At 68.5% G+C, this 26,493-nt stretch carries 23 protein-coding genes; 3 read left to right on the forward strand and 20 right to left on the reverse strand.

The annotated features are described in order from the left end of the window. Positions 1-76 precede the first annotated feature (76 nt). Positions 77-994, reverse strand: a complete 918-nt coding sequence (locus HF877_RS04250; RefSeq protein WP_240951972.1) for a hypothetical protein — start codon at positions 992-994, stop codon at positions 77-79. 534 nt (positions 995-1,528) lie between these two features. Here HF877_RS04250 and HF877_RS04255 point away from each other — a divergent pair. Next, complete coding sequence (locus HF877_RS04255; protein ID WP_072699558.1) at positions 1,529-1,822, forward strand: WhiB family transcriptional regulator; 294 nt, start codon at positions 1,529-1,531, stop codon at positions 1,820-1,822. Between the two features lie 157 nt (positions 1,823-1,979). Here HF877_RS04255 and groL read toward each other — a convergent pair whose 3' ends face one another. Together groL and groES are read right to left on the reverse strand one after the other, a co-directional pair. Continuing rightward, positions 1,980-3,596, reverse strand: a complete 1,617-nt coding sequence (groL, locus tag HF877_RS04260; protein ID WP_169619928.1) for a chaperonin GroEL — start codon at positions 3,594-3,596, stop codon at positions 1,980-1,982. Positions 3,597-3,683: 87 nt separating this feature from the next. Further along, positions 3,684-3,986, reverse strand: a complete 303-nt coding sequence (gene groES, locus HF877_RS04265) for a co-chaperone GroES (protein ID WP_006550071.1) — start codon at positions 3,984-3,986, stop codon at positions 3,684-3,686. A 317-nt stretch (positions 3,987-4,303) separates the two neighbouring features. On the opposite strand from groES, the gene HF877_RS04270 reads away from it, so the two are divergent. Next, positions 4,304-5,893: an Hsp70 family protein gene (locus HF877_RS04270; protein ID WP_169619929.1), complete on the forward strand. Its 1,590-nt coding sequence runs from the start codon at positions 4,304-4,306 to the stop codon at positions 5,891-5,893. Positions 5,894-5,909: 16 nt separating this feature from the next. Here the strand turns inward: HF877_RS04270 and tsaD are convergent, their stop codons facing one another. From tsaD to glmS, 8 genes are read right to left on the reverse strand one after another with little or no spacing between them, the layout of a single operon-like run. After that, a complete protein-coding gene (gene tsaD / locus HF877_RS04275) occupies positions 5,910-6,938 on the reverse strand; it encodes a tRNA (adenosine(37)-N6)-threonylcarbamoyltransferase complex transferase subunit TsaD (protein ID WP_169620011.1) in 1,029 nt (342 codons plus the stop codon). A gap of 35 nt (positions 6,939-6,973) precedes the next feature. After that, entirely contained in the window at positions 6,974-7,456 is a 483-nt protein-coding gene (gene rimI, locus HF877_RS04280) for a ribosomal protein S18-alanine N-acetyltransferase (RefSeq protein ID WP_169619930.1), read from the reverse strand. Beyond that, entirely contained in the window at positions 7,453-8,118 is a 666-nt protein-coding gene (gene tsaB / locus HF877_RS04285) for a tRNA (adenosine(37)-N6)-threonylcarbamoyltransferase complex dimerization subunit type 1 TsaB (protein WP_169619931.1), read from the reverse strand. Before tsaB ends, rimI begins: the two co-directional genes overlap by 4 nt. A 31-nt stretch (positions 8,119-8,149) precedes the next feature. Then, complete coding sequence (gene tsaE, locus HF877_RS04290) at positions 8,150-8,632, reverse strand: tRNA (adenosine(37)-N6)-threonylcarbamoyltransferase complex ATPase subunit type 1 TsaE (RefSeq protein ID WP_169619932.1); 483 nt, start codon at positions 8,630-8,632, stop codon at positions 8,150-8,152. Further along, positions 8,625-9,683: an alpha/beta hydrolase gene (locus tag HF877_RS04295; protein WP_169619933.1), complete on the reverse strand. Its 1,059-nt coding sequence runs from the start codon at positions 9,681-9,683 to the stop codon at positions 8,625-8,627. The genes tsaE and HF877_RS04295 overlap by 8 nt, the downstream gene beginning before the upstream one ends. After that, on the reverse strand, positions 9,680-10,861 hold the full coding sequence (gene alr, locus HF877_RS04300; protein WP_169619934.1) for an alanine racemase: 1,182 nt from the start codon (positions 10,859-10,861) through the stop codon (positions 9,680-9,682). Before alr ends, HF877_RS04295 begins: the two co-directional genes overlap by 4 nt. Before the next feature lie 58 nt (positions 10,862-10,919). Further along, positions 10,920-12,389: a bifunctional ADP-dependent NAD(P)H-hydrate dehydratase/NAD(P)H-hydrate epimerase gene (locus HF877_RS04305; protein ID WP_169619935.1), complete on the reverse strand. Its 1,470-nt coding sequence runs from the start codon at positions 12,387-12,389 to the stop codon at positions 10,920-10,922. 44 nt (positions 12,390-12,433) lie between these two features. Further along, positions 12,434-14,299 carry a glutamine--fructose-6-phosphate transaminase (isomerizing) gene (glmS, locus tag HF877_RS04310; RefSeq protein ID WP_169619936.1) on the reverse strand — a complete coding sequence of 622 codons (1,866 nt, stop codon included), beginning with the start codon at positions 14,297-14,299 and terminating at the stop codon, positions 12,434-12,436. 161 nt (positions 14,300-14,460) lie between these two features. Between glmS and HF877_RS04315 the strand changes: the two genes are divergently transcribed. Beyond that, complete coding sequence (locus tag HF877_RS04315; RefSeq protein WP_169619937.1) at positions 14,461-15,306, forward strand: dienelactone hydrolase family protein; 846 nt, start codon at positions 14,461-14,463, stop codon at positions 15,304-15,306. A gap of 49 nt (positions 15,307-15,355) precedes the next feature. Here HF877_RS04315 and HF877_RS04320 read toward each other — a convergent pair whose 3' ends face one another. The 9 genes from HF877_RS04320 to eccCa form a co-directional block, all read right to left on the reverse strand. Beyond that, entirely contained in the window at positions 15,356-16,732 is a 1,377-nt protein-coding gene (locus HF877_RS04320; RefSeq protein WP_169619938.1) for a hypothetical protein, read from the reverse strand. After that, the gene (locus tag HF877_RS04325) at positions 16,729-17,088 is read right to left on the reverse strand and encodes a hypothetical protein (protein WP_169619939.1); all 360 of its coding nucleotides are present in this window, start codon (positions 17,086-17,088) and stop codon (positions 16,729-16,731) included. The genes HF877_RS04320 and HF877_RS04325 overlap by 4 nt, the downstream gene beginning before the upstream one ends. Before the next feature lie 139 nt (positions 17,089-17,227). Then, positions 17,228-18,571 (reverse strand): phosphoglucosamine mutase, encoded by a 1,344-nt coding sequence (glmM, locus tag HF877_RS04330; protein ID WP_169619940.1) that lies wholly within the window; start codon positions 18,569-18,571, stop codon positions 17,228-17,230. 193 nt (positions 18,572-18,764) lie between these two features. Then, complete coding sequence (gene rpsI, locus HF877_RS21255) at positions 18,765-19,280, reverse strand: 30S ribosomal protein S9 (RefSeq protein ID WP_169619941.1); 516 nt, start codon at positions 19,278-19,280, stop codon at positions 18,765-18,767. Continuing rightward, positions 19,277-19,720 (reverse strand): 50S ribosomal protein L13, encoded by a 444-nt coding sequence (gene rplM, locus HF877_RS04340; protein ID WP_169619942.1) that lies wholly within the window; start codon positions 19,718-19,720, stop codon positions 19,277-19,279. Before rplM ends, rpsI begins: the two co-directional genes overlap by 4 nt. A 258-nt stretch (positions 19,721-19,978) precedes the next feature. After that, complete coding sequence (locus tag HF877_RS04345) at positions 19,979-20,284, reverse strand: WXG100 family type VII secretion target (RefSeq protein WP_169619943.1); 306 nt, start codon at positions 20,282-20,284, stop codon at positions 19,979-19,981. 36 nt (positions 20,285-20,320) lie between these two features. Next, the gene (locus tag HF877_RS04350; protein WP_296551762.1) at positions 20,321-20,686 is read right to left on the reverse strand and encodes a WXG100 family type VII secretion target; all 366 of its coding nucleotides are present in this window, start codon (positions 20,684-20,686) and stop codon (positions 20,321-20,323) included. 139 nt (positions 20,687-20,825) lie between these two features. Continuing rightward, on the reverse strand, positions 20,826-22,322 hold the full coding sequence (locus tag HF877_RS04355; RefSeq protein ID WP_169619944.1) for a type VII secretion-associated protein: 1,497 nt from the start codon (positions 22,320-22,322) through the stop codon (positions 20,826-20,828). Continuing rightward, positions 22,304-26,290, reverse strand: coding sequence for a type VII secretion protein EccCa (gene eccCa / locus HF877_RS04360; RefSeq protein WP_169619945.1), 3,987 nt, complete (start codon positions 26,288-26,290; stop codon positions 22,304-22,306). The genes HF877_RS04355 and eccCa overlap by 19 nt, the downstream gene beginning before the upstream one ends. Positions 26,291-26,493: the final 203 nt, after the last annotated feature.

Below are 26,493 nucleotides of genomic sequence, written 5' to 3' on the forward strand. Positions count from 1 at the left end.
GGGCGTGCTTCCACGGAGACGTGGAACCCACCTAGCGTAACGATAGTGGCCGACAGTTCGGGTACGGCAGTACCGGTCAGACGCCCATCGGGACAAATCGCCCACCGCGGCGGACGATCGTTGCGGCGCATGCGTTCACCGCTGCTACCGCCTCGGGGGAGCCACCGACGCCCGCGAGCATCATCGCTGCCGCCCACCGGAGCGGGATCAAGCCGTGTTCCGCGCAACGGTCGAACACTTCTCTCGCGAGCTCACGCGCCGGCTCCGAATCGGCATCGCCGGTCAGCGACGCGGCCCTGATCAGGTCGGATTTGATCGTGTGCCGCACCGATCCGTACCCCGACGCGAGGGCGGCAGCACGATCCGCGAACACACGAGCGGTGGAGAAGTCCCCTCCGGCCAGAGCCGTTTCGGCACTCACCCATGCGAGGCGTATCCGCTGGCGCAGAAAGGGTGCGTCGCCGTCGGCGTCCTCGGCCTCGTCCAGCACCGCGGTGCACCGCGTCAGCAGGTCCCGGGAAGCCGCGAGCCCCCCGGTCCCCAGCGAGTCGGCGGCGAGACCGGTCAGTGCGTCGCATCGAGCTCGGACACAACGGATGCGGTTGTCCGGATCCCCGTGCGAGGCAGCCTCCGTCCCTACTGCCGCCAGCGCCCGGCCGTCCGACGCCGCAGCCACCCGATGGCCTCCGAGTTGGCGGAGCAGCGACGCCTCGGTACTTGCGACGAGTGACGCCCAGGCCCCTGTCGGTCCGACCTCCCGGCGGAGCCGCGAGAGTTCGGCTCGCGCCGCGGCATAGCGCCCCTGGCCGCCCAGGGCCACGGCGCGGTGCCACCGCTGTTCCACATCGTGCGCTGCCGGGAGCGGATGCACGCCCGGGGCGGCGCCGAATGCCGCAGCGGCCAGCACGGCCGCCGTGCCGGGCGAACTCGGCGGCAACGAACGCTGCGGACCCGCCGATTCGATGTCATCCTTCATGGGGCCTTTGGCGAACATCGGACAATCATCGCACCGACGTTCGGCCCGCCCGATCCGGGCCGAATGTTTCAAGAAATACGCACCGCGCGCGCAAATAGTCTTGAAGAGTGGAATAGGACGAACGTCCAGGGAACCGAATTCGAACATTTCCTTTAACGTAGCGTTAAGAACATACAATTTGTATGCCCAACGAAGGCGGCGCACAAGAGGCTCCGCGACGAGCGCGAAACCCCCGTACACCGGCACATCGCTGCCTTTGCACTGGTTAGGGCGATGAGCGAACCCGGCCATGTCCGCAACGCCGGATTTCGAAAGACATTCGGCTGCCGGGTTGCATCATGACCCGGTCACAATGTAAATATTTCAGGGGTTAATTCTTGACGTTGTTGTTATGGACTTCGCCACTGATCGAAACCCTTGACGGTGAATCGATAACGCTTTTACGGTGAGTTCGCTCGAAACAAAGATTCGCTCGGCTGCATGGGGGGTACCCCATCACCGAACTACGGTCCGCTCGTCCTTGATGCGAGCAACGCTGCGAAGGAGTGCCACATGCCTGCACCGAATCACCTGCCCGGGCCCAACGCGGACCTGTGGGATTGGCAGATGGACGGCAAGTGTCGCGGAGTGGACTCCTCGATGTTCTTCCATCCGGACGGGGAACGGGGACGTGCGCGCGCCCAGCGCGAGAGCCGTGCGAAGGATCTGTGCCGTAGTTGCCCCGTGCTCGAGCAGTGCCGCGAGCACGCACTCACCGTTGCCGAGCCGTACGGCATCTGGGGCGGAATGTCGGAGACCGAACGTGAGATGTACGCCCGTCATCGCCGGCGCAAGGTCGCCGTGTGATGCGGCCCCGGTGCGGATGACCCCGCCCTACAGGCTGCACGTCCGAGCGTCGTCCGCCGAGCGCCCGACGGCCCGAGCCGGCACCGCCCTCCGACACGACGAAGCCCCGCGCATGGAACTCTGCGCGGGGCTTCGTGTTTCGTGTCTCGGTTCGCTCCTAGTGAGCGTGCCCGTGACCGTGGTTGTCGTCCGCAGCCTCTTCGGGCTTCTCGACGATGGCACTCTCGGTGGTGAGGATCATCCGCGCGACCGAGGCCGCGTTGACAACCGCCGAGCGCGTCACCTTCACCGGATCGACGACACCGTCGGCGAGCAGGTCGCCGTAGGTGAGGGTCGCGGCGTTGAAGCCGTGGCCTTTCTCCGCTTCGGTCACCTTGTTCACCACGACGGCTCCGTCGAGGCCGGCGTTGGAGGCGATCCAGTACAACGGCGCGGTCAGCGCGGTACGCAGGACCGCGACACCGAGCGCCTCGTCGCCCGAGAGCGAGTCTTCGAGTTCACGCAGCGAGAGCGACGCCTGGACCAGAGCCGAACCGCCACCGGGGACGATGCCCTCTTCGACGGCGGCCTTGGCCGCGTTCACGGCGTCCTCGACCCGGAACTTGCGTTCCTTGAGATCGGTTTCGGTGGCCGCGCCGACCTTGATGACCGCCACGCCGCCCGCGAGCTTCGCCAGACGCTCTTCGAGCTTCTCGCGGTCCCAGTCGGACTCGGTCGCCTCGATCTCACGCCGCAACTGCGCCGCGCGTGCTTCGATCTCGTCGGCCGTGCCTGCGCCGTCGACGATCGTGGTGCTGTCCTTCGTGACGACGACACGACGTGCCTTGCCGAGCAGGTCGAGTCCGGCCTCCTTCAGGGACAGGCCCAGATCGGAGTTGATGACCGTACCCGCGGTGACGACCGCGAGGTCGTCGAGGAACGCCTTGCGGCGATCGCCGAAGTACGGCGCCTTGACCGCGACAGCCTTGAGGGTTTTGCGGATCGCGTTGACCACGAGGGTCGACAGCGGTTCGCCTTCGATGTCCTCGGCGATGAGCAGAACGGGCTTACCCGATTCAGCGATCTTCTCGAGGAGCGGGAGGAAGTCGGGAAGCGAGGTGATCTTCTCGCGGTAGAGCAGGATCAGCGCGTCCTCGAGGACGGCTTCCTGGGTGTCTACGTCGGTGATGAAGTACGGGGACAGGAAGCCCTTGTCGAACTGGACACCCTCGGTGACGACGAGTTCGGTGTGCATGGTCGAGGATTCCTCGATCGTGACGACACCGTTTTCGCCGACCCGCGTGAGGGCCTCGCCGACCATCTCGCCGATTTCCGCGTCACGGCACGAGACCGTGGCGACCTGCGCGATGGCGTTCTTGCCCTCGACCGGGGTGGCGGCCGCGAGCAGAGCTTCGCAGACGCGGTCGGCACCCTTGGAGATGCCCGAACCCATGGCCATCGGGTTTGCTCCCGCGGCGATGTTTCTCAGGCCGGCCTTGACGAGCGCCTGCGCGAGAACCGTCGCGGTGGTGGTGCCGTCACCCGCGACGTCGTTGGTCTTGGTGGCAACGCTCTTGACGAGCTGAGCGCCGAGATTCTCGAACGGGTCTGCCAGTTCGATCTCCCGGGCGATGCTGACACCGTCATTGGTGACGGTGGGGCCACCGAAAGCCTTGGCGAGCACGACGTGCCGCCCACGCGGGCCGAGGGTGACCTTGACGGCGTCGGCGAGCTGGTCGACACCGCGTTCGAGTGCTCGGCGCGCGGTCTCGTTGAACTCGATTTGTTTGGACATGTTCTCCGGCTACTCCTGGACTCGGGTGATCCGCAACGGATTCCGCCCCGGGTCCATGACGGAACTCCGGGGCGGAATGTGTGCGGCCTACTTGGCGACGACAGCCAGGACGTCGCGCGCAGACAGGATCAGGTACTCCTCGCCGGCGTACTTGATCTCGGTTCCGCCGTACTTGCTGTAGATGACGACGTCGCCTTCCTTGACGTCGAGCGGGATGCGCTTGTCGCCATCTTCGTCCCAGCGGCCGGGGCCTACAGCGACGACGGTGCCCTCCTGGGGCTTCTCCTTCGCCGTATCCGGGATGACGAGGCCGGAGGCAGTCGTCGTCTCGGCCTCATTGGCCTGGACGAGGATCTTGTCCTCGAGCGGCTTGATGTTCACGCTCGCCACGATGAGCCCTCCACTTTCAGGGGTTTTTGGGTCCGAAGCTCTCGATGTCCTCGGACGCGGGGTTGTTCAGTCACCACGGGTGACGCCGTACGCAGACCCGTCGTCGCGGGTGCCGGATCAACGCTCGGTGTCACTAGCACTCTATACATGAGAGTGCCAGCCACTCAAGAGGGGCCGGGGCCGACGCGCCGAGCCGAGTAACCACATACAGAATTATGTTACGGTTGCATAACGAAATCGAGAGCGTGACCATACGGTGACCCCAGAGAGGGAAAAGAACCCCGCCCGAGCACCGGTCATGCACGAGAGGTGAACTTATGCCCACGTCGCTAGGCATCTCCGTGGGAACGTCAGGTGTCGGTTCGGCCCTACGGGTCGACACGGAGACCGGATCCACCACCGAGTACCGCCGACTGGCTGCCGATTCCGACCGAAGCCGTGAACTCGGTGATCTTGTGTTCGACGCCGTCTCCCTGATGTGCGCGCACCTGGCGGATCGTCCTGTTGTCAACGTCGCCTACCGCACCGACGAACAAGCCGAGACCGTACGTCTCGCTGCCGAACGCGAGGGACGACACGTACGACTCGTCCCCGAAACCGCTGCGACGCTCGCATTCCTCCGCACCGTGGGCCTTCGCTCCGAAGCGGGAACGGTCGCGATCGCCGATCTCGGTGCCACGGGCACCACGGTGTCCGTCCTGGACCAGTCCACCGGCACCGTCCTTCGCTCTGCACGCACCGAAGAAGTCAGCGGCAACGCGCTCGGAACACGGATCTACGAACGGGTCCTCCGCTCCACGAGCACGATGCGCACCCGCCGCCGGATCGACTCCGAGTTGCTCGCCGCCCGGTGCCAGGGCGCCCAGGAGGTACTCACCACCGCCGACGTCGCGCGGATCGACATCGCGGAAGCGGGACCCGACGCGTCCGTCACCCTCACCCGCGCCGACCTCCACGAACTGAGCGCCGACCTCGCCGACACGGCTGCCGCATTCACGCGGCGCATCTGCACCGGATCGACACCGCACCCACGGACACTCGCACTGGTCGGTGGCGCGGCCGGCGTTCCCGCCCTGGCCGACGCAATTGCGGGCGCGTTCGACGGCGACACCATGCGCGTGGCCGAGCCTGCATCCGCTGCGGCTCAGGGCGCCGCCCTGATCGGCGAGTCGGCCGAGGCAGCGGCCTATCCCTTGGTCGGGTCGTCGAGGACGCGTCGCGGCAAAACGAGCGGACGACTCTCGGGCACGCTTGCCAGTGTACTCGTGCTGAGCGCGATCCTCGCGGGTTTCGCCACCGAGCATTTCGCCGGCCGCGACACCGCCGGCGGGCCGGTCTCGCCGTTGATGACGAGCGGAGCGGTACCCCCGGCGAACGAGGACGCACCCCGGGCGCCCACCGAGACCGCGATCCCGTCCCAGGACCCGGATTCCCTGCCGATCTCGACTCTCACCTCGGACGCACAGTTCCCGCCCGCACCGACCGCCGACATGCTCCCTCCGGCCATCCTCGACACGGACATCCCCGGATCGAGCACGTCGAATCCCCGGTCCGGTGGAACCACGGTGACCCCCACCCCGATCGACCAGGTGCCCACCCCCGAGGTCTCGCCCGACGAGACCTTCCCCGATCGCGACACCACCACTGCGCCGCCGTCGAGCACCACACCGGACCCGTCGACCACACCGGGGCCCGACGACACCACACTTCCGGACACCACGAGTCCGATTCCGGTGTCACCGGAACCGAGCGATCAACCGGGTACGGAACCGTCCGACCCGGGGATCGCTCCGTCGCCGGCGCCTACGACGACAGAGGGCGCACCGGCCGTCGCGCCCGGGACGCCGCTCTCGGGCGAGACCGGCACCGTTGTCATCCCTCCGGAGAACGCCGACACCGGCGGCTGACGCCGCGCGGGGACGGTCAGGCGGAGACCTGCGACACGGATACCGGCAGGCCGGGATCGGTGGCCGCACCCAGCGAGGACGGTGCCGCACCGCCGGCGATCAAGTGCGCGCCGAGCGCTGCGATCATCACACCGTTGTCCGTGCAGAGTTTCGGCCGGGGCACCCGCAGCGTCATACCTGCTGCCGCGCAACGCTCTTCGGCCAGTTCCCGCAGTCGGCTGTTCGCTGTCGCCCCGCCACCGAGCACGAGGGTGTCGACACCGAGATCCTTCGCGGCCCGGACGGCCTTCATGGTGAGCACATCGGCCACCGCCTCCTGGAAACCCGCGGCGACGTCGGCGACCGGAACAGGTTCACCCGCACGCTGTTTCGCCTCGACGAAGCGCGCGACGGCCGTCTTCAGCCCGGAGAACGAGAAGTCGTGGCGGGAGTCGCGAGACCCGGTCATCCCGCGGGGGAACACCACCGCCGTGCGATCGCCTTCTCTGGCGAGCCGATCCACTTCGGGTCCGCCGGGATAACCGAGACCGAGCAACCGGGCCACCTTGTCGAACGCTTCACCTGCTGCGTCGTCTACAGTCGTGCCGAGTTCCACGATGGGCTTGCCGATGTCCTCGACATGGAGCAGGTGCGTGTGCCCGCCCGAGACGAGCAGAGCAATGCACGGCGGCATCGGTCCGTGCTCGAGGGTGTCCACCGCGACGTGGCCACCGAGATGGTTGATCGCGTAGAAGGGCACGTCCCACGCTGCCGCGTATGCCTTGGCGGCGGCCACTCCGACGAGCAGCGCACCGGCGAGACCAGGTCCGATGGTGACGCACACCGCGTCGGGCCTGTCGATCCCGGCCGCGGCGAGCGCACGTCGCATCGTCGGCACCATCGCTTCGAGATGCGCCCTGGACGCGATCTCCGGAACCACTCCCCCGAACCGGGCATGCTCGTCCACGCTCGAGGCGACTTCGTCGGCGAGAAGTTCGAGGGTGCCGTCACCGGTCCACCGCACGATTCCGACACCGGTCTCGTCGCACGAACTCTCGATACCCATCACGATGGGATTCTTCGGCAGTGCGCTCACCGTGGTCACGGTTGTCGCTCCTCTCGCGGATCCGGACGCTTCATGGTGTACGCGTCGGCGCCGCTCGGCTGGTAGTAGTTCTTTCGGGTTCCGACGATCTCGAAGCCCTCACGCCGGTACAGGGCGATCGCGGCGTCGTTGTCGGTACGCACTTCGAGGAACACCGGGCCGCCCCACCGATCGGCGGCCGCGAGCAGGTTCGCGAGCAGTGCGCCGCCGATGCCCTGCCGGCGCGCAGCGGGATCCACGCCGATGGTGTGGACTTCGGATTCGGGGAAGACGGCCGGACCCAGGCGGGCGAGTCCGGCATACCCCAGGACTCGTCCGTCGGCGTCCCGAGCGGCGACGTAATGATTGTTCGGCGACGCCAGTGCGGACCGGAACGCGGCCGCACTCCACGGACCGTCACCGGGAAACAAGATCGTTTCGAGTTCCGCACAACGGTCGGCGTCCTCGGGCCGCAATGCGTCGATCGTCGTGCGAGTCATGCTCGCCGGTCCGCAGTCTCCACCGCGTCGGGACGGCGCAGATACATCGGCACCAGCGGATCGGGGGTCGCGCCGGAGCCGATCGCCTCCGCGGCCACTGCCACCAGACCGGCCGGGGACGGTGTCTGCACGTCCACCGTGGGCACGTCGAACAGCGCGGCGTGCGGCGCCGAACCGGCGACTCGCACCGACGGCTCCGGGGTGACCTCGGCCGGTTTACGAACTTCGGGGCCCTCGACACGCTGATCCTGCTTGTACCGCGCCCAATAGATCTCCCGGCGACGGGCGTCGGTGACGACGAGCAGGTCTCCGCCGTCGACGTCACCGTCGAGACGACGGACATCGGCGGCGATCGCGTCGAGTGTGCACACTCCGTACACGGGAATGCCCAGGGCGTCGCCGAACGCGGCGGCTGTCACCATGCCGACGCGCAGCCCGGTGAACGGGCCGGGCCCGACGCCGACGACGATCGCGTCGAGTTCTGCCGGTGTGTGTCCCGCGTCGGCGAGGCATTCGAGAATCTGGGGAGTGAGTACCTCCGCGTGCGCGCGAGGGTTGTCCGTGACGCGCGACGCCAGAGTCTCGGGACGGGCGCCGCCGCCGAGACGGACGAGTCCGGAGGTCACGGCGGGGGTTGCGGTATCGACGGCGAGCACGAGCACGATGTACCAGCGTACCCGCCGTTCGAGTCCGTCAGCCCACCCAGGCCCACTCCGCCCGGCGGACATCGCTGTCGGGATCCCTGCGCAGACGCACACGCAGATGCCGGTCGGTGAGCTTCTCGACGAGTCCCTCGCCCCATTCCACGACCACCACCGCATCCGCCAGATCGGTGTCCAGGTCGAGCGCATCGAGTTCGTCGAGTGCCCCGGGACCGTTGCCGAGCCGGTACGCGTCGACGTGCACCAGGCCGACCGGCGGCCGGCCGTCGGCGCTGCCGGGGCGGTGTTCGCGGGCGATCACGAAGGTCGGCGACGTCACGCGTCCCTGAACCCCGAGACCGGCGGCGATTCCGCGGGTGAGCGCGGTCTTCCCCGCGCCGAGAGGGCCGTCGAGGACCACGAGATCCCCGGCGTGCAGGTCGGCGGCGAGCCGCCTGCCGAACGCTTCCGTGTCCTCGACGGTCTCGAGTTCGATGCTTCGTGACCCGGTGTCCCGGGTCTGGTCGTCAGACAATTGCGGACCGCCTGGTCGATACGTCGTGCGCGAAACCGCGCTGGATCAGGCGGTCCACCGCCCGGTTGACAACTTCGGGGAATTCGAGCTGCACCAGGTGGCCTGCACCGCGCACCCGCTTGAGTTCGACGTCGGGCAGCACCTCGGCGAGATCCTCGGAACTCGCATAGGGAATCACCATGTCGGCGTCCCCCGACAGCACCAGAACCGGCACGGTGCCGAGCACCGGCAGCGCTGCGGACTCGTCGTGCCGCTCGAGTGTGCGCAGGAAGTTCACGATGGTGAGGACGGGCGTCTCGTCGAGCATCCGGTCGGAGAACCGCACCAGACGCGGGCTGACCACGGTGCCGTACGACGCGGCCCGCAGGATCGGTGACACGATCGCCCGCGCCATGCCTCGCGCCTGCTGCACGAAACCCGGCGCCGTGCGTGCGGCGTACCGGAAGGCGTCGATGACCGGGTTGTCGAGGTTGCGCCCGATCCCGGTCTTGCTGAGCCCGGCTGCGGTGGTGGCGAGCAATCCCACTGCCACGACCCGCGGCCCGAACAGTTCGGGGCGCTGCGCCGCCAGCGCGATGGTGGTCATCCCACCCATCGAATGTCCCACCACGACCACGGGCCCGGCCGGGGCTGTGGCGTCGATGACACGTCCGAGGTCGCGGCCCAGTTGAGCGATGGTGCACGTCTTCGACCCCGACGCACCCGACTCGCCGTGCCCCCGCTGGTCGACGAAGACCATCCGCACGTCGCGGCCCCAGCGCTCGGCGATGTGCCGGTACTGCAAGTGCCACGACTGCATGCGCAGGCAGTAGCCGTGCACGAAAACCACGGTGAGCGGCGCGAACGGCGATCCGGCCTCCCGGACGACGAGCGAGACGTCGTCTTCGGTGTGGATCACCCGTTTCGGCAGCCGCAGGATCGCGTCGAAATCTTCGTCCTCGTAGAGTTCGTGGGCGGGCATTCCCGCGGTACGGACCGCGTAGAGGCCGGCCGAGGAGGCGAGTGTGATCAGGCTGGACCCGAGCATGCCCATTCGGCCCAAGACCGTCATGGCGTCACGCTCCCTTCGCCCCCGACGTAGGTTCGCACGGTGCGCCCGCCGATGCCCGTGACGATCTCGTAGTTGATCGTGTCGAGCTTCTCGGCCCAATCCTGGGCTCCGGGCTCACCGTGACGACCGTCACCGAAGAAGAACGCCTCGTCGCCTTCGTTTACTCCGGCACCGTCCGGGCCGAGGTCGACGACGACCTGGTCCATGCAGATCCGGCCGATCTGCGGCCGCCGCCGGCCGCCGAGCTGCACCTCGATCCGCCCGCTGAGATTGCGGCGGATGCCGTCGGCGTATCCCATCGGCAGAAGTGCCACCGTCGTGTCGGTGGGAGCGATCCAGCTGTGCCCGTACGACACGCCCGTCCCTGCTCGAACCTTCTTCACCAGAATCACCTTCGTCCGTACTGTCATCACCGGACGGAACCCGAAGTCGCCGCGTTCCGGAATGGGTGTCAGACCGTACATCGCAATTCCGGGCCGAACCATATCGAATCGCAGGTCAGGGCGGGTGAGCGTGGCAGCGGAGTTCGCCAGGTGCACTACCTCCGGAGACAACGACCGGCGTCGCAGATCTGCGACCGCCTCCTTCAGACGGTCACGCTGCTCGTCGTTGACGCGGTGCTCGGGTTCGTCCCCGTGCGCGAGGTGGGAGAACACACCGCGCAGCCGCACCGACCCCTCGGCCTGGGCGCGCGCAAGATCGTCGACGAACACGTCCCACTCGTCGGGGGCGACGCCGTTGCGGTTGAGTCCGGTGTCGACCTTCACCGCGATCGACGCCGTCGTCCCGGTGGAATGCGCCGCTGCGACGATCGACTCGAGGTGGCGGGGCGAGGAGACGCCGAGTTCGACGTTCGCCACGATGGCGGGTGCGAAGTCCGCGTCGGAGGCGTGGAGCCAGGACAGCACCGGCGCCTCGATTCCGGCGGCACGCAGTTCGATGGCTTCACCGAGTGTGGTGACCCCGAGTTCACGGGCGCCGGCGGCGAGCGCAGCCTTCGCGACGGGCACGGCTCCGTGGTTGTAGGCGTCGGCCTTGACCACCGCCATGACGGCAGCGTCCCCGGCGAACTCCCGGAGCCGCCGAACGTTCTCGGCGACCGCGTCCAGATCGATGACCGCCTCGGCTTGAGGGCGGGCGTTTCGGGCTGAAGGCAGGGTGTGCTGGGTCGTGGTCACGTCTCTCGATCCTGCCACTGCCCGTTTTTGTACGGACGCCGTGGTCCGGCGCGTCCGGTCACGATTCGGGCATATAGGTACGGAGCAACCGCACGGCGTCGTGCAGCGAGGCGAGGATCGCACTCGCCGACACCGGCGCCGCCGACGCTGCTTGCAGGCCTTCCCCGGGCGTGCCGCCGGAAGCAGCGAGGTTGGCGGCCAACGCATGTGCCCGAGCACCGGCGGCAGCGGCGAGATCGACGGGCATCCCCGACGACAGCAGCGCGCCGATCGTTCCGGACAGCACGTCGCCGGCGCCCGCCGTCGAGGCCCAGGACCCTCCGGCGTCGTTGACGAACACCAGGCCGTCGGGCCGTGCGATCAGTGTCACGTGCCCCTTGAGCAGGACATGGACGCCCCACTCCGCGGCGAGTGTGCGTACCGCTGCGACCCGGTCCGGTTCGGGTCGTGCCCCGGTGAGCCGTGCGAACTCACCCGCGTGAGGAGTGAGCAGGGTCGGGGCGGCACGTCCCCGAACCAGGTCCGGGTTGCGCGCGAGCACGGTCAGACCGTCGGCGTCGACCAGGACCGGCAGATCGGTGGCCAGAATTGCCCGGAGGGTCTCGGCGGCCTCGGTGCCCGTGCCGCCGCCCGGGCCCACGACCCAGGCCTGCACGCGACCGGCCTCCGCGACCGAGGGTGCGGCCACCACTTCGGGGCGATGGGCAAGAACTTCGGCCGACGCGGAACCGGCGTAGCGGACCATGCCGGAGGTCGCGGCGACGGCTGCCCCCGCACACAGGACCGCTGCCCCGGGGTACTTCGCGCTGCCCGCGGAGACACCGACTACGCCCTGGCTGTACTTGTCGTCGTCCGGGCCCGGTACCGGCCAGATGGCTCCCACCTCGGCGGCCTCGGCAGCGATCAGGCGGGATTCGGGGAGTTCGAGTCCGATGTCGACGAGTTCGACCCGGCCGCACCGGGGTGACGCGAGTGCGTGGACCGGTTTGAGGGCCCCGAACGCGACGGTCACGGTTGCGCTCACCGCCGGGCCGTCCACGGCGCCGGTGTCGGGGTCGACGCCGCTCGGCGTGTCCACCGCGACGATCGGCGCGGTGATCGCGTCGACGATGTCGGCGGCGGCGGGACGCAGTGGGCCGCGACCGGAGATTCCGACGATGCCGTCGAGCACCAGGTCGGGGTCACCGAGATGCTCGGGCCGGGCCGGCACGGCACGACCCCCGGCGGCCTTCAGTGCGGCGAGACCGGCGGGGTGCGCACGGTCCGGATCGAGGAGCAGTGCGGTCACCGCGCAGCCACGCCGGCGGAGGAACGACCCGGCCCACAGGGCGTCCCCGCCGTTGTCGCCGGACCCGACGAGCAGAACAACCCGCCTCCCGGCGACTCCCCCGGTGACGGCACGCAGTTCCGCCGCGGCGACGGTCGCCAGACCGTGCGCCGCCCGGCGCATCAGCGTGCCCTCCGGCAGCGAGGCCAGCAGCGGCGCCTCCGCGGCTCGCACCGCCTCACACGGGTAGTAGCTGCGCATCGCCCCTCCTGGGAGCCTCGTGCCGCCCGGCGGCGTGGTCCGGGTTATTCGACCGTGACGGATTTCGCGAGGTTACGGGGCTTGTCGACGTCGTACCCGCGCGCCTGCGCGACCTCGGCCGCGAACACCTGCAACGGCACCGTCGACAACAACGGCTGCAGCAACGACGGCGCCGACGGGATCTCGACGAGATGATCGGCGAACGGGCGCACGGTCTCGTCGCCCTCCTCCGCGATCACCACGGTCACCGCGCCACGCGCCTGGATCTCCCGGATGTTGCTGAGCAACTTGCTGTGCAGCACCGCGCGGCCCTTCGGCGACGGCATCACCACGATCACGGGCAGACCGTCCTCGATCAGCGCGATCGGACCGTGCTTGAGTTCACCGGCCGCGAACCCCTCGGCGTGCATGTACGCCAGTTCCTTGAGTTTGAGAGCGCCTTCGAGCGCCACCGGATACCCGACGTGCCGGCCCAGGAACAGCACCGCCGGCGAGGCCGACAGGTCCCGCGCGAGTTGCCGGACCGAATCCATACCCTCGAGCACCTGTGCGATCTTCTCCGGCATCGCCGCCAGATCCTCGTACTCGCGTGCCACCTCGTCGGGATACTTCGTGCCCCGGGCCTGCGCCAAAGCCAAGCCGACCAGGTAGTTCGCGGCCATCTGCGCCAGGAACGCCTTCGTCGACGCCACCCCGATCTCCGGACCGGTACGGGTGTACAACACCGCGTCGGCCTCACGCGGGATCTGCGCGCCGTTGGTGTTGCACACCGCGAGCACACGAGCCTTCTGGTCCTTGGCGTGCCGCACCGCTTCGAGGGTGTCGGCGGTCTCCCCGGACTGCGAAATGGCGACCACCAGCGTCGAACGGTCCAGCACCGGGTCGCGGTACCGGAACTCGGAAGCCAGTTCCACCTCGACGGGCAGGCGGGTCCAGTGCTCGATCGCATACTTCGCGACGAGACCGGAATGGTAGGAACTGCCGCACGCGACGACGAACACCTTGTCGATGTCGCGCAGTTCCTGATCGGAGAGCCGCTGCTCGTCGAGCACGATGCGGTTGTCGACGAAGTGCCCGCGCAGGGTGTCGGCCACCGCGCCGGGCTGTTCCTCGATCTCCTTGAGCATGAAGTAGTCGTGGCCGCCCTTCTCGGCGGCGGCGAGATCCCAGTCGATGGTGAACGGCTGGGTGCGTACACCGGTGTTGCCGTCGAAGTCGGTGACCTCGTACGAGTCCGCGGTGATGACGACGACCTGGTCCTGGCCCAGTTCGACGGCGTCGCGGGTGAACTCGATGAACGCGGCGACATCGGAGGCGACGAACATCTCGCCGTCCCCGACGCCGACGACCAGCGGTGTCGAGCGTCGAGCGGCGACGATCGTGCCGGGATGGTCGGCATGGGTGAAGACGAGTGTGAACGCACCTTCGAGGCGGCGCAGCACGCTGCGCGCACTTTCCACGAAGTCCCCGGCGGTCGGGCCTTCGGCGTAGGCACGGGCCACGAGGTGCACGGTGACCTCGGTGTCGGTGTCGCTGGCCAGCTCCACGCCGTCCTTCTCGAGTTCTTCGCGCAGCGGTGCGAAGTTCTCGATGATGCCGTTGTGCACGACGGCGACCTTGCCGGTCACGTCCCGGTGCGGGTGCGCGTTGCGGTCGGTGGGGCGGCCGTGTGTCGCCCATCGGGTGTGGCCCATTCCGGCGGTGCCTGCGAAGTGGTCCTCCCCGATCTCGGCGAGTTCGGCCTCGAGGTTGGCCAGACGCCCGGCCTTTCTCTCCACTGCCAATCCGCCTCGACCGTCGAGAATGGCGATTCCGGCCGAGTCGTAACCCCGGTACTCCATCCGCCGCAGCGCTTCGACTACGACGTCGAGAGCACGACGGTGCCCGACATACCCCACGATTCCGCACATGGTTAGCAGGGTACTGGTCGCGGGCTGGACGACCGCAACTCATCGGGAACTCGGCCGCCCGCGGGCAGCTACCCGGGCACGACGCGCACCGACTTCGCGCGACACGCACGTCACGGGCACACCGGACCCGCCTCCGCGGCGTATCCGCTAACGTTCACGCCGTGGCGGCGAACCCGAAATCCCTGGCTAAGGAACTGTCCAAGCGCGGTCCGCACTCGGTGCTGCGCGGCGACCTGGCGCTCGCGGGACAACCCGGCGTGGTCTATACCCCCGCCGAAGGGTTCAACCTTCCAGCAGTGGCGTTCGGGCACGGCTGGCTCACGAATGTAGGCAAGTACACAGCACTGTTCGAGCATCTCGCGTCGTGGGGCATCGTCGTCGGGGCTCCCAGCACCGAACGCGGCCCGGTCCCGTCGGCTGTGGGGCTCGCCACCGACCTGCACACCACACTCGACATCTGCCTCGGCGTGCGACTCGGCACGGGACGCATCAGCGTCCATCCGGACCGTCTCGCGTTCGTCGGCCACGGGTTCGGTGCGGGCGCCGCAGTGCTGGCTGCCGCGCGCCGCGAGGTGGCTGCGGTCGCATCGCTCTACCCGGCACCGACCTCACCGCGTGCGTCGGACGCCGCGGCGCAGGTCACCGCTCCCGGTCTGGTCCTCGTCGGCGAGAAGAGCGTCGGGTCGATGACCAGCGACGCGGCAGCGGTGGCCGCATCGTGGGGCGGCGACGTGCAACTGCGCGTCGTGGAGAAGTCCGACGACAACGGTCTCGCCGAGGGCCGTCGCATGCTCGCCGCTCTCGGCATCGGTGGGAACGAGCGACGCACACAGCAGCACACCCGCTCGCTGCTCACCGGTTTCCTGCTCCACCGGCTGAACGGGGACAAGACCTACGCGGCCTTCTCCGACCCGACCGCCGAGATTCCGGGCTCCATCGCGCTCACCGACCCCAACTCCATCGACCGCGAACTCGGCAGCCAGATCAATCTTCTTCTCGGACGCTGATCCTGCTCGACGCGCGATCGCCCACGGCGACTGCGCCTTTCCCCGGGTGTCAGAGCGGCCCGGCTTCGGCAAGTACCACCCCACCGTGGGGGTCACCGGGTTGCCGGCTCGCCCGATCCGTCTCGGCAACGGCCGGCGCAGGGGGAGATGTCGAGGTGTCGCGGCGGCCGGACGCGCGCGGAACGGCCACCGGGGGGATGCCACTTGCGGGCGTCCCGGATGGATGGATCTCGTCACCCACCGGCTCCGGTGGCGAACTGCCCACAGGTGTGGCGACCGCGCTCGGGTTCTCGGTCGGCAATCGATCGGGGGGCCTGTCCACCACTGGTTCCACCGGCACCAGGTTCGACGCCGACGGTTCCTCGGATTTGCCGGACGGCTCTGTTTCCCCGTCGGATCGGGTCGTCGGCGTTGCTGAGCCTGGCGCGGACGGCTCCGCATCGGGAGGCGCGGCGGGGGGTGTGGCGCCGGGCGACATCGCGGCATCCGTGGCGGCGTCGAGCATCGCGGTCGCGGCCCGCACTCCCGATCCGGCCAGGTCGAGTACGGCACCGGCGAGACCCGCTGCCGCGACGACGAGATCTACTCCTGCTCGTACCGGGTCGCTCCCGTCATCCCCCGACGGCGGCACGTTCGGAGCGAAGCCCGATCGGATACTGCCCGGCACCGACCCGCCGAACGCGGCTCCCACCCCACCGAGGTCTTCGATACTGGCGAATGATGCTGCCAGAGAGTCGAATACAGATCTGATCGTTCGATCGGTATCGTCACAGACTCGCAGCACACCGTCGATCGCAGCGCCGAACTCCGGGGTGAACGTCTCGCGTAGCCATCGCGAGCACGACTCCGCCGTGGCAGCCGGGTCGCCTGACACGCGATCGACGGGAGGAAACCAGCCCGCCACCTGATCCGGAGTGGGACCGCCGGATCCACCCGACGCGCCGGCAACAATCACCCGGACTTCGTCGGCAGTACGTCCGCCGACGAGGCGTCCCTCGAACGCGCCGACGACGCGCGCCTTGTCGCCGACGATCACAGCGATGTCCGCCGCAGCGGTGGCGAGAGCACGCGAGAGCGCGTCCACCCCGCTCTGCAGTGCCCACCCCTGGGCGACGACAGCGTCCAGGCGCGACCGGGCGGTGTCGGCGGCACGTCCCTGCCAGACTCGCGGCAGGCCACGCACGTGACCGCTCTGATCCTCGACATGCCCGCCGAGCAGACAGGCGAGCCGAGCAAGATCTGAGGCGTCGGCGACGAGCGTGGCGAGATCGAGGCCGCGCTGCTCGTCGTACCTCTCCCGCAGCGACTCGGCCGTGACGGAAGACGCGATGCCCAGCTGATGCGCACAGGGGAGGTAGTCGGCGAAGAACGTCAGACCGCCGGCACCCATGTCGAGGATGCGGGCCGGGTCCGGTGCCGGCGTCATCGTGACCAGCGGCCGGGATCGCCCCGGAGGGTATCCGGACCCGGCACACGGGCCAGATCGTCCGCTGTCGCCGCATCGCGCTCGGTGTAATGGTCGGCTGCCGTGCGCAGCGCATCCACGTGTGCGTTCACCGTCGCCACCCACTCGTCACAGGCCCGGCGCACTCGCCGGTATCCGTCTTCGACGACGGCGCCGCAGTTGCGGTAGTGCTCGCCGGCTGTGCGTGGACCGAACTCGAGGTTTCCCAGCACATGACGGCATTCGTGATCGCTGTCGTCCGCGGATCTCGCCAATCGACCCGCTATCGACGTGACGCCCTGCTCGTCGAATCGCACACGATCCCGTGGTGCTGCCATGTCCCGCCCCTCCCCCGCACTGCGTTCGCAGGGTTGGACGCAGCGACGCCCCCTCCGGTTCCCTCATCGTGGAGGGGTCGGGAGGGGGCGTGGTGCCGATACGGTCCCAGCGGGGACCGGATGAGGGGCTGTCCTGGCGTCAGACGCCCGCCACGACTCCGGCCAGCCGGTCGGCGAGAGCGCGGGCATGGCTGTCGTCGGCGGCCTCGACCATGACGCGGACGAGTTGCTCTGTCCCGGAGGGCCGCAGCAGCACGCGTCCGGTCTCGCCGAGTTCACGCTCCACTTCGGCGACGGCGCTCGCGACAGCGGGATCGTTCGACACCGCCGCCTTGTCGCTCACCCGGACGTTGACGAGCACCTGCGGGAGGATGGTCATCACCGACGCCAGTTCGGTGAGCGAGCGTCCGGTCGCGGCGATCCGTTCCATGAGCCGCAGTCCCGTCAGCACGCCGTCGCCGGTCGTGCCGTGAGCGGGGAGAACAATGTGCCCGGACTGTTCGCCACCGAGGCTGAATCCCCCGCGGCGCAGTTCCTCGAGCACGTAGCGGTCCCCGACCCCGACGGTCCGGACGGCAATTCCGGCGTCCTTCATCGCGAGGTGGAGGCCGAGGTTGCTCATCACCGTCGTGACCAGCGTGCCGTCGCGCAGTTCACCCGACTCGTGCATGCTCAGCGCCAGGATCGCCATGATGGCGTCGCCGTCGACGACGGCACCGGACGCGTCCACCGCGAGGCAACGGTCGGCATCCCCGTCGTGAGCGAGACCCAGATCCGCGCCGTGTTCCAGCACAGCTTTCTGCAAGCCTTCGAGATGTGTCGAGCCGCAATCGAGATTGATGTTGAGCCCGTCGGGCTCCGCACCGATTGCGATCACCGTCGCGCCGGCGGCCTCGTAGGCTTCGGGGCCGACGCGTGACGCCGCACCGTGCGCACAGTCGACGACAACCGTCAGACCCGTGAGGGGATGATGAATCGTCGACGCGAGGTGCGCGAGATAACGGTCCACAGCGTCTTCGGCGACCCGGACGCGTCCGATCCCTGCTCCGGTGGGGCGTGCCGGTGATCCGTTCTCGCCCTGGAGTACCGCTTCGATGCGGTCTTCGACCGAGTCCTCGAGCTTGTGCCCACCCGCCGCGAAGATCTTGATGCCGTTGTCCGGCATGGGATTGTGCGACGCGGAGATCATCACTCCGAGGTCGGCGCCGTACGCGGCGGTGAGGTACGCGACTGCGGGAGTAGGCTGCACGCCCACCGACAGCACATCGACGCCGGCTGCGGTGAGCCCGGCGGTGACGGCGGCCTCGAGCATCTCACCGCTCGCGCGTGGGTCCCGGCCGACGACGGCCACCGGCCGTCGTCGGCCGGAATCCACCGGCGCCAGCACCGCGGCAGCACCACCGGCCAGACGCAATGCCAACTCCACCGTCAGCTCGGCATTTGCCAAGCCTCGAACTCCGTCGGTGCCGAACAACCGACCCATAGACACGCCCCTCACCATTCACTGCGGTCACTACCGCGCAATGCTCCCCTGTTCCGCGGCACGGCGTACCCGGCCCCGGAATCTGACGGAAGACAGAATGCACGAAAGCAGGCGCCGGTAGCGAATCTCTACCGACGCCTGCTCTCGTGGTCGAACAAGTGCCGAGGCTGACCAGGTCAGCGTCGGCGACACATCAGCGCTTGGAGTACTGAGATGCCTTACGGGCCTTCTTCAGGCCGTACTTCTTACGCTCGACGGCACGCGGGTCACGCGTGAGGAAGCCGGCGCGCTTGAGCGCGGGGCGATCCTCGGGAGTGACCTCGATGAGTGCACGTGCGATGGCGAGACGCAGCGCGCCGGCCTGGCCGGACGGGCCGCCACCATGCAGGCGAGCGTGGATGTCGAAGCCCTCGGGGCGCTCGACGGTCACCAGCGGCGACTTCACGAGCTGCTGGTGCACCTTGTTCGGGAAGTAATCCTCGATGGTGCGACCGTTGAGGACGAAGTTGCCGGAGCCGGGCACCAGACGCACGCGGACCACGGCCTCCTTACGGCGACCGACGGTCTGGATCGGACGGTCGAGCACGATCGGAGCCACGGGCTCCGCAACAGCCTCTTCGGCCACGTACTCGTCTGCAGCGACCTCGACGTTGTCGGCGAACTCTTCGACGTTCGTCACGTTCTCGTTCTGTTCCTCGGGCGTCGTCACTGTGCCACCTGCTTGATCTCGAACGGCACCGGCTGCTGCGCGGCGTGGGGATGGTTCGGGCCCGCGTAGACCTTCAGCTTCTTGGCGATGGCGCGGCCGAGCTTGTTCTTCGGGAGCATGCCGGTGACGGCCTTCTCCACGAGACGATCGGGGTTCTTGTCGAGAACCTCGCCGACCGAACGACCCCGCAGGCCACCCGGGTAACCGGAGTGGTGGTACAGGAACTTGTCGGTCCGCTTGTTGCCGGAGATGGCGACCTTGTCGGCGTTGATGATGACGACGAAATCACCGCCGTCCATGTGCGGAGCAAAGGTGGGCTTGTGCTTGCCACGGAGCAGGTTTGCCGCCTGCACCGCGAGGCGGCCGAGGACCACGTCGGTGGCGTCGATGACGTGCCACTCGTGGGTCAGCTCGCTGGCCTTCGGTGTGTACGTAGACACAGAATTTCCTCGTCTATCGTTTTCGCTGCTGGCCCGCGTGCCGCCGATGGTCACACCCGGCGGCCAGTTGAGACCCGGGATGAGATGTTCGCCGCGCACAAGGCAACGGCGACGGACGACACGCCGAGGAACCACTTTACCGGCGCAGCGCCCGGTAGGTCAAAACGCACCCGGACAGCACAACGTCCCGGCGGCCTCTCCACCACCGGGACGCAGTGCCGTGGGTTCTCCCCCTGCACCCACCGGACGCACCGGGTATCACCCCGGGAAGCGTGCCTGGTTCCTCCGTTCGGTTGCCAGCATGTCGTCGTTGCCGCTCGACACGATGCGGCCGATGTCCTGCAGCACCTGGATCAGGCCCGCTTCGGCCCGGTTCCACCGCTGCTGGGTCGCGACGTAGTCGGCCTGCGCCTCACCGCTCCACGTGGCCACCAGCGGCGCTACCTGCGATTCAATCCGGTCGAGCGTGTCCCTGATCGCCTTCTCGCCCGAGACGAGACGCGCGTGCAGATCTGCGACGCCCGCGAAATTCTGGAAGATCTCGGATCCACCGTCGACTGTCACTGTTCGTTCTCCTTCAGCTGGATTCGGGACCGGGGATCAGAACGAACCGCGGAGAAGAGAACCGGCACCGGGGTCGACGGCACCGAGCGCCCGTGCGTTCTCCTGTTCGGTCGCGTCGTAGGACCGGCCGCTGGTCCGCACCGCTTCCGCGAGTTCGTCGAGCGCGGCGGTCAGGTTGGTGTTGTTGACATTCCAGCGCTCCATGATTCCGGCGAAGCGCGTGGCGGACACACCTCGCCACACGGACGGTGCGGACTGCACGACGTCGCCGAGCACTCGGAGAATCCCCACGAGTTCGTTGCGAGAATCCTGAAGTTGCCCCGCGACCACCTCCATGGTTGCGACATCTGTGCTCAAGCCATTCGAGTGGCCGGACCCTGCTCCGGCCGACGGTTCGGTCACGAGTGCTCCTTCGATCGTTCCGCGCACCGGCTGTCTCAGCCCCCCAGTTGGTCTGAGCCGGATTGCGCCTACACAAGGTTGGACGCCGCAACCGGCCGAGCGGTTCCCTCGGATCCGGAATTCGTTTTCCAGCGTGTCTTCACCCGGTCCGGAGGGTGTGCACCGCCTGCTCGCACTCGCGCCGGATCCCTGCCCACTCACCGTCGAGGAACTGGCAACCCACCGCGACCTGCAACCCCGGGAAGACCACGACCGACCACCGGACCTCGGAGAATTCGTCGGGCACTTCGGTGTAGGCGATCACACTCCGGTCCGCGAATGTGGTGTCGGCGTCCATATTTCGAATCACTCGGCCGCGTTCCTCCGCCCGTGTCCCGAGCACCGCGGCCACGGCATGCTCGTCCATGCCGTCGGCCAGGACGCTGTGCACGATCACGATTCTCCGGTCGGTGCCCGACGCCGGGACGAGTTCCGCACGCCCCGAGTCCGCCGATTCCGGCGTTCGCAGGCGCCAGGAACCGGGCAGGTCGAGGCGCACCGGCCCGATCTCGAAGCGAGCCGGCCGATCCGTGCGGGGCTGTGAGAGATCCGGGTCTGCGGCCGAGGCGGGGCTGTCGGTGGCACCGGCGCCGTCGCCGGTCGTCCCGGCACCCGCCACGGATCCGGAGGGCGCGGGGGCGCCGACCCACAGGGATACCGCGGCGAGCAGACCGACGCTCACCACCGCGAGGATCACTTTGGCGGTTCGCCCGTTGCGGGTGGCAGGAGTTCCCGGTGTCCGTACCTCGTGTAGCCACGGCACCGTCGAGGCGGTCTCGGCGGGGGCGGTCTCCTGGACGCGGCGGCCGGACACTGCCGCCACCATCTCCGCGGCAGCGACCGGCACGGTCGGGACGGTGCCGGCGATCCGGTTCGCTATCTGCTCGCACGCCGACCCTCCCGCCGGTTCGCCCGGCGCACCGGTCACGACCAGCACACAAGAGTCTTCCCGGCCGTCGTTCACCGCTGCGATCAGCGACCTGACCGCCCCTTCCGCAGACACGGTGTCGCCTGCATCCGCCGCCACGAGGTCGTCGACCAGGATCTCCGGATTCCGGGCGACCCGGTCGACCGCCGGACCGTCATCGCGCGACCCCGGCATGACCGATACAGCGGTGACGCCTCGCTCGGCGAACTCGAGCACGACGTACCGCTCGGCATCGCCTTGGTGCGCGGCACGACATGCCGCAACGGAGACCGGAACCAGCAGCACGTTGTGCGCGACCTGACGCGCGGCCGTGTCCAGTAGGCGGCGGCGACGCTCGTTCCACCAGGTCGGGTGCACCACGACGGCTGTCGCGACCATCGATGGGGCACCCACGGCCGCGGCGGCATAGCACACGAGTCCGGTCAGCACGGGTCCTGGCTCGTGGCCGTCCGTTCGCGGCGAGGCAACCGCAGCGGGGTCGTCGACCGTGTCGGTGACGTCGATCGCGTCCGGAGAGTCGAGAGCCGAGTCGCCGAACACCCAGCCGCCGCCGAACCGAGCCGCGACCGCGGGTACCGATCGTGACGTCTCACCCCATTTCCCCCGCACCCACCCCGGCAGCACGGCCAGGACCAGCACTTCCGGCGACGTCACGGCAGCGGTGACCATGCGGTCTGCACGAGCGACGCGCCGTCGCGGCGCACGAGCAGTCCTCTTCCGGCCGGCATGGGCGACGGGCGAGCCGAGCCCACCAGCGCACCTTCGTCCCGATTGCCGCTCATCACCAGCCCGGGACTGGAAAGTTCGCGCAATCGGGCCAGCACCGGTTCGAACAGTGCCCTGCCCGCGCCTCCGGCTCGGCGCGCCACCACGAGGTGCAGACCCAGGTCCTTGGCTTGCGGCAGATACTCGAGCAGCGGGGCCAACGGATTCTGGCCGCTCGCCGCAACCATGTCGTAGTCGTCGACGATCACGAAGACCTCCGGCCCGGACCACCACGAACGGTCCCGCAATTGCTGTTGAGTCGTCCCCGGCCCGGGCAGTCGCCGCTCGAAGATCCCGGCGAGTTCCTGGGCCATCGTGGCCAGCACACTCGCGGCCGGTGCGTAGCCGCCGAGGTGGTCGCCCTCGACCACGCCGAGCAGGGTGCGGCGGTAGTCACCGACGATGATGCGCACCTGGTCGGAGGTGTTCGACTCCATCAATCCTCGGCAGATGCCACGGAGCACGGCTGTCTTCCCGCAGCCGGAATCACCGAATACGAGGAGATGCGGGCTGTCGGTGAAGTCCACGGCGACCGGCGCGAGTTCCGACTCGTCGATGCCGATCGGGATCGTCAGCCGCACCGCGGGCGGCGCATCCGGGGCACTCGGCCATCCGCGGGGCAGCGCCGCGAGCAGATCGGTGCGATCGATGGTGTCGGGCAGCATCCGGACCCTCGGTGCGCGTCCGCCGGGCGTCGCGGCGGCGATCGCGGCGACCGCTCCCGACACTCCGGCGCCGAGATCGGTGGTGTCCGTGACGCCGTCCACGCGCGGCAGCGCCACGAGGATGTGCAGCCCGTCGCGGTCGATCCCACGGCCCGGTTTCCCCTCCGGCACCGTCGCCGCCTTCTTCCGTCCGTACTCCGAATCGGACGGATCTCCGAGGCGCAGTTCGAGTCGCGTGCCGAACTGATCCCGCATCGCCGGACGGACATCCCCCCAGCGGGGCGCACTGAGCACCACGTGGATGCCGTACGAAAGCCCTTGGGATGCCAACACACTCACGACCTGCTCGAGAGCCTCGAAGTCCTGTCGGATACTCGGCCATCCGTCGATCACGAGGAAGACATCGCCGAACGGATCGGTGGACGTGCCGGGTGCGCCGCCGGCCCGGCGGCGGCGAAACTCCGCCATCGACTCGATACCCTGCTCGGCGAACAGTCGCTCTCGGCTCCGCAACAACGACACGAGTTCCGCCACGGTACGCCGCACCCGATCGGCATCGAGACGGGTTGCGACCGATCCGACGTGAGGCAGCGCTGCCAGACCTGCGAGCGCACCGCCTCCGAAGTCGAGACAGTAGAACTGCACCTGCTCCGCGGTATGCGTCAGGGCCGTCGACACGACGAGAGTGCGCAGCAACGTCGACTTTCCCGCCTGGGGACCGCCCACGATCACGACGTTGCCGGCCGCACCCGCAAGATCCACCACGAGAAGGTCGCGGCGCTGATCGAACGGCCGGTCGACGATGCCGACAGGAGTCCGCAGCGGGGCGAGCTGGGGTACCTCGCCCGTGAGGACCGAGCGCGGCACCAGCGCATCGAGAGTCGGAGACTCCTCGAGGGGAGGAAGCCACACTTCGTGCGCGGGTGTTCCGTGTCCGCGGATCCGGTCCACGACGAGGTCGAGGAGGCTACGGCCTCCTGCGGCCGCCGTGTCGTCCGTAATGTCCGGTGCCGGGACCGCCTGCGGAACAGGATCGTCGAGCGGAACGGCGCGCGCGGTGAACACCCGGGGCCGCAGTGCACCGGTGACGCCGTGCACCGCAGTCCGCCGGGACGGGCGTCCGGACACCGAGGGCCCGGAAACGTACGCCGCAGCGAACCGGACGATCTCCGCCGAATCCGACTTGAGGTAACCCGCACCCGGCGCCGACGGCAGATGGTAGGCATCGGGAACGCCGAGGACGCTGCGCGATTCGTTCGCAGAGAACGTCTTGAGGCCGATGCGGTAGGACAGGTGACTGTCGAGCCCTCGCAGTCGTCCCTCGTCGAGTCGCTGGCTGGCGAGCAGAAGATGCATGTGCAGCGAGCGCCCCAGCCGTCCGATCGCCGCGAACAGGTCGGCGAATTCCGGTTGCTGCGAAAGTAGTTCGGAGAACTCGTCCACGACGATGAACAACGCCGGGAGCGGATCGAGGGGAGCACCCGCCGCACGTGCCTTTTCGTAGTCTCCGACGTTGGCGAAGTTTCCGGACGCCCGGAGCAACTCCTGCCTGCGGTTCATTTCACCCTCGAGTGCGTCCTTCATCCGGTCGACCATTGCGAGTTCATCCGCGAGATTGGTAATGATCGCCGCTACATGGGGAAGGCCTTCCAACCCCAGAAAGGTTGCACCGCCCTTGAAGTCGACCAGAACGAGATTGAGATCGTCGGGCGAATGAGTGGCGACGAGCCCGAGGACAAGTGTGCGCAGTAACTCCGACTTCCCTGATCCGGTCGCTCCGATGCACAGACCGTGTGGGCCCATCCCGTTCTCGGCGGCTTCCTTCAGGTCGATCTCCACAGGTCTGCCGTCGGGATCGACACCGATGGGAACCCGCAGACGGTCGCGCCCCCGGCGTGGGACCCATGCTCGGCCGGGATCGAAGCGCAGCACGTCGCCGACCCCCACAAGGTCCTGCCAGGTGGCCGGACCTTCGTCGGAGTTGTCGCCTGCCGAAGCCTGCGCGACCACGCGATACGGAGCCAGACGGCGCGCGACCGTCTGAGCCCGTGGCGCGCTGACGGAATCGGCGTCGGCGAACGATTCGACCTCCACGCCGGATCGTGCGCCGACAGAGCCGTCCTCCACCACGAGTTGGAGACCGCGAGCCGACGCGAGTCGCGGCGCGAACCCCGACAGGTCGAGGATCGTCAGCGAATCCAGCCCGTCCTCGAGCAGTCCCGACCCGGACCCCGACACACCACCGTCGACCACGACGACGAGCTGCGGAACTCCCTCGAAGGCCGGGGCATTGCGTGTGAAGCGTCCTCGGGTCGAGAGGACCGGAGCGAGGTCCGTCTCCAGTTCGAGGACCGAGCCGAAGACCATTCGCGCGCTCCCCGCACCGTCGCGGGCATCGGGGTGCTGAACGTGCGGGAGCCATTTGGCCCACTCCCATTCCGCGGCGGTGTCCGGTCCGCAGACGACCGCTACCCGAAGGACGTCCGGCCCGTGAAAGGTGCACAACTGAATGAGCATCGCGCGCACCAGAGACCGGGCGGCCTGCCTGTCTCCGTCGAGTCCGATCGCCGCAAAGCCTCGCAGTGCGACCGCCGTGGGCAGCGCGGGTACCACCGAGTGGGCGCGCACAAATCGCCGGAGGGAGACCGCCGCGACCGGCTCGAGATCTTCGAGCGGACCGGTGTCCGGTGCGACGAGGCGGGTGGCGAGTCGCTGCCCGCCCCGTCCGACCCGCACGTGGCAGAAATCCGCGTCGGTGCACCGCCGTTCCCACATCCGCGCGGTGCCGACGAGAGTCCAGAGCAGGGCGGGGTCGGGGTGTGCCCATTCGAGCGACTTGCGCTGTTCGCCACTGGTTTCGGTGACCTCGCGCCGGACCTGGTCGAGATACCGGAGATAGTCTTTGCGGTCTTCGTCCACCTCGGAGGTCTTCGTTCCTCCGCGCCCGCCGTTCGCGAGCATGCCGACCATCGAGACGACCATCATGATCGGGAAGATCATCGCCATCGGACTCCGGGCCATGCCGGAGGTGAACATCAGCGCCATCATGCCGATCATGGCCGCCACCATCACGAGCGGCAGTAACCTCACCAGCAGATTCCCTGGCGTCGGACGCGGAATATCGGGCGGCGCTTGCACACTCAACTCGCCGCTCGGAGCCCGCGGAGCCTCCTTGCGCGCTGCGCGCACGAAGCGCTCGGTACTCAACGTTCGCCACCCCCGGAACACCGCATCCCACAACCGTCCCCCGACGGCCGACCCCCACGGTCCGAGGAAGGGTAGCGCACGACGCAGACATACAGGGCACCTCGTGATCGGGTCCTGCCGGCGACTCCGTCACGAGACACCGACCGGCGCGTGTCGTATGGTCTGCGTCGTCCCGGTCGGCGCGGTGCACATCCGAGGGGAGC

The organism is Rhodococcus sp. BL-253-APC-6A1W, from assembly GCF_012843405.1.
Classification (GTDB): domain Bacteria; phylum Actinomycetota; class Actinomycetes; order Mycobacteriales; family Mycobacteriaceae; genus Rhodococcus.

Excerpts from the sequence above, each read along its gene's own strand:
- HF877_RS04320 (WP_169619938.1), bottom strand. The coding sequence starts at position 16,732 with ATGACGCCGGCACCGGACCCGGCCCGCATCCTCGACATGGGTGCCGGC.
- groL (WP_169619928.1), bottom strand. The coding sequence starts at position 3,596 with ATGTCCAAACAAATCGAGTTCAACGAGACCGCGCGCCGAGCACTCGAA.
- tsaD (WP_169620011.1), bottom strand. The coding sequence starts at position 6,938 with ATGGGTATCGAGAGTTCGTGCGACGAGACCGGTGTCGGAATCGTGCGG.
- HF877_RS04295 (WP_169619933.1), bottom strand. The coding sequence starts at position 9,683 with ATGACGGTCTTGGGCCGAATGGGCATGCTCGGGTCCAGCCTGATCACA.
- rimI (WP_169619930.1), bottom strand. The coding sequence starts at position 7,456 with ATGACTCGCACGACGATCGACGCATTGCGGCCCGAGGACGCCGACCGT.
- HF877_RS04270 (WP_169619929.1), top strand. The coding sequence starts at position 4,304 with ATGCCCACGTCGCTAGGCATCTCCGTGGGAACGTCAGGTGTCGGTTCG.
- glmS (WP_169619936.1), bottom strand. The coding sequence starts at position 14,299 with ATGTGCGGAATCGTGGGGTATGTCGGGCACCGTCGTGCTCTCGACGTC.
- HF877_RS04355 (WP_169619944.1), bottom strand. The coding sequence starts at position 22,322 with ATGGTCACCGCTGCCGTGACGTCGCCGGAAGTGCTGGTCCTGGCCGTG.
- glmM (WP_169619940.1), bottom strand. The coding sequence starts at position 18,571 with ATGGGTCGGTTGTTCGGCACCGACGGAGTTCGAGGCTTGGCAAATGCC.
- HF877_RS04250 (WP_240951972.1), bottom strand. The coding sequence starts at position 994 with ATGTTCGCCAAAGGCCCCATGAAGGATGACATCGAATCGGCGGGTCCG.
- HF877_RS04305 (WP_169619935.1), bottom strand. The coding sequence starts at position 12,389 with ATGCGCAGCTACTACCCGTGTGAGGCGGTGCGAGCCGCGGAGGCGCCG.
- HF877_RS04325 (WP_169619939.1), bottom strand. The coding sequence starts at position 17,088 with ATGGCAGCACCACGGGATCGTGTGCGATTCGACGAGCAGGGCGTCACG.
- HF877_RS04255 (WP_072699558.1), top strand. The coding sequence starts at position 1,529 with ATGCCTGCACCGAATCACCTGCCCGGGCCCAACGCGGACCTGTGGGAT.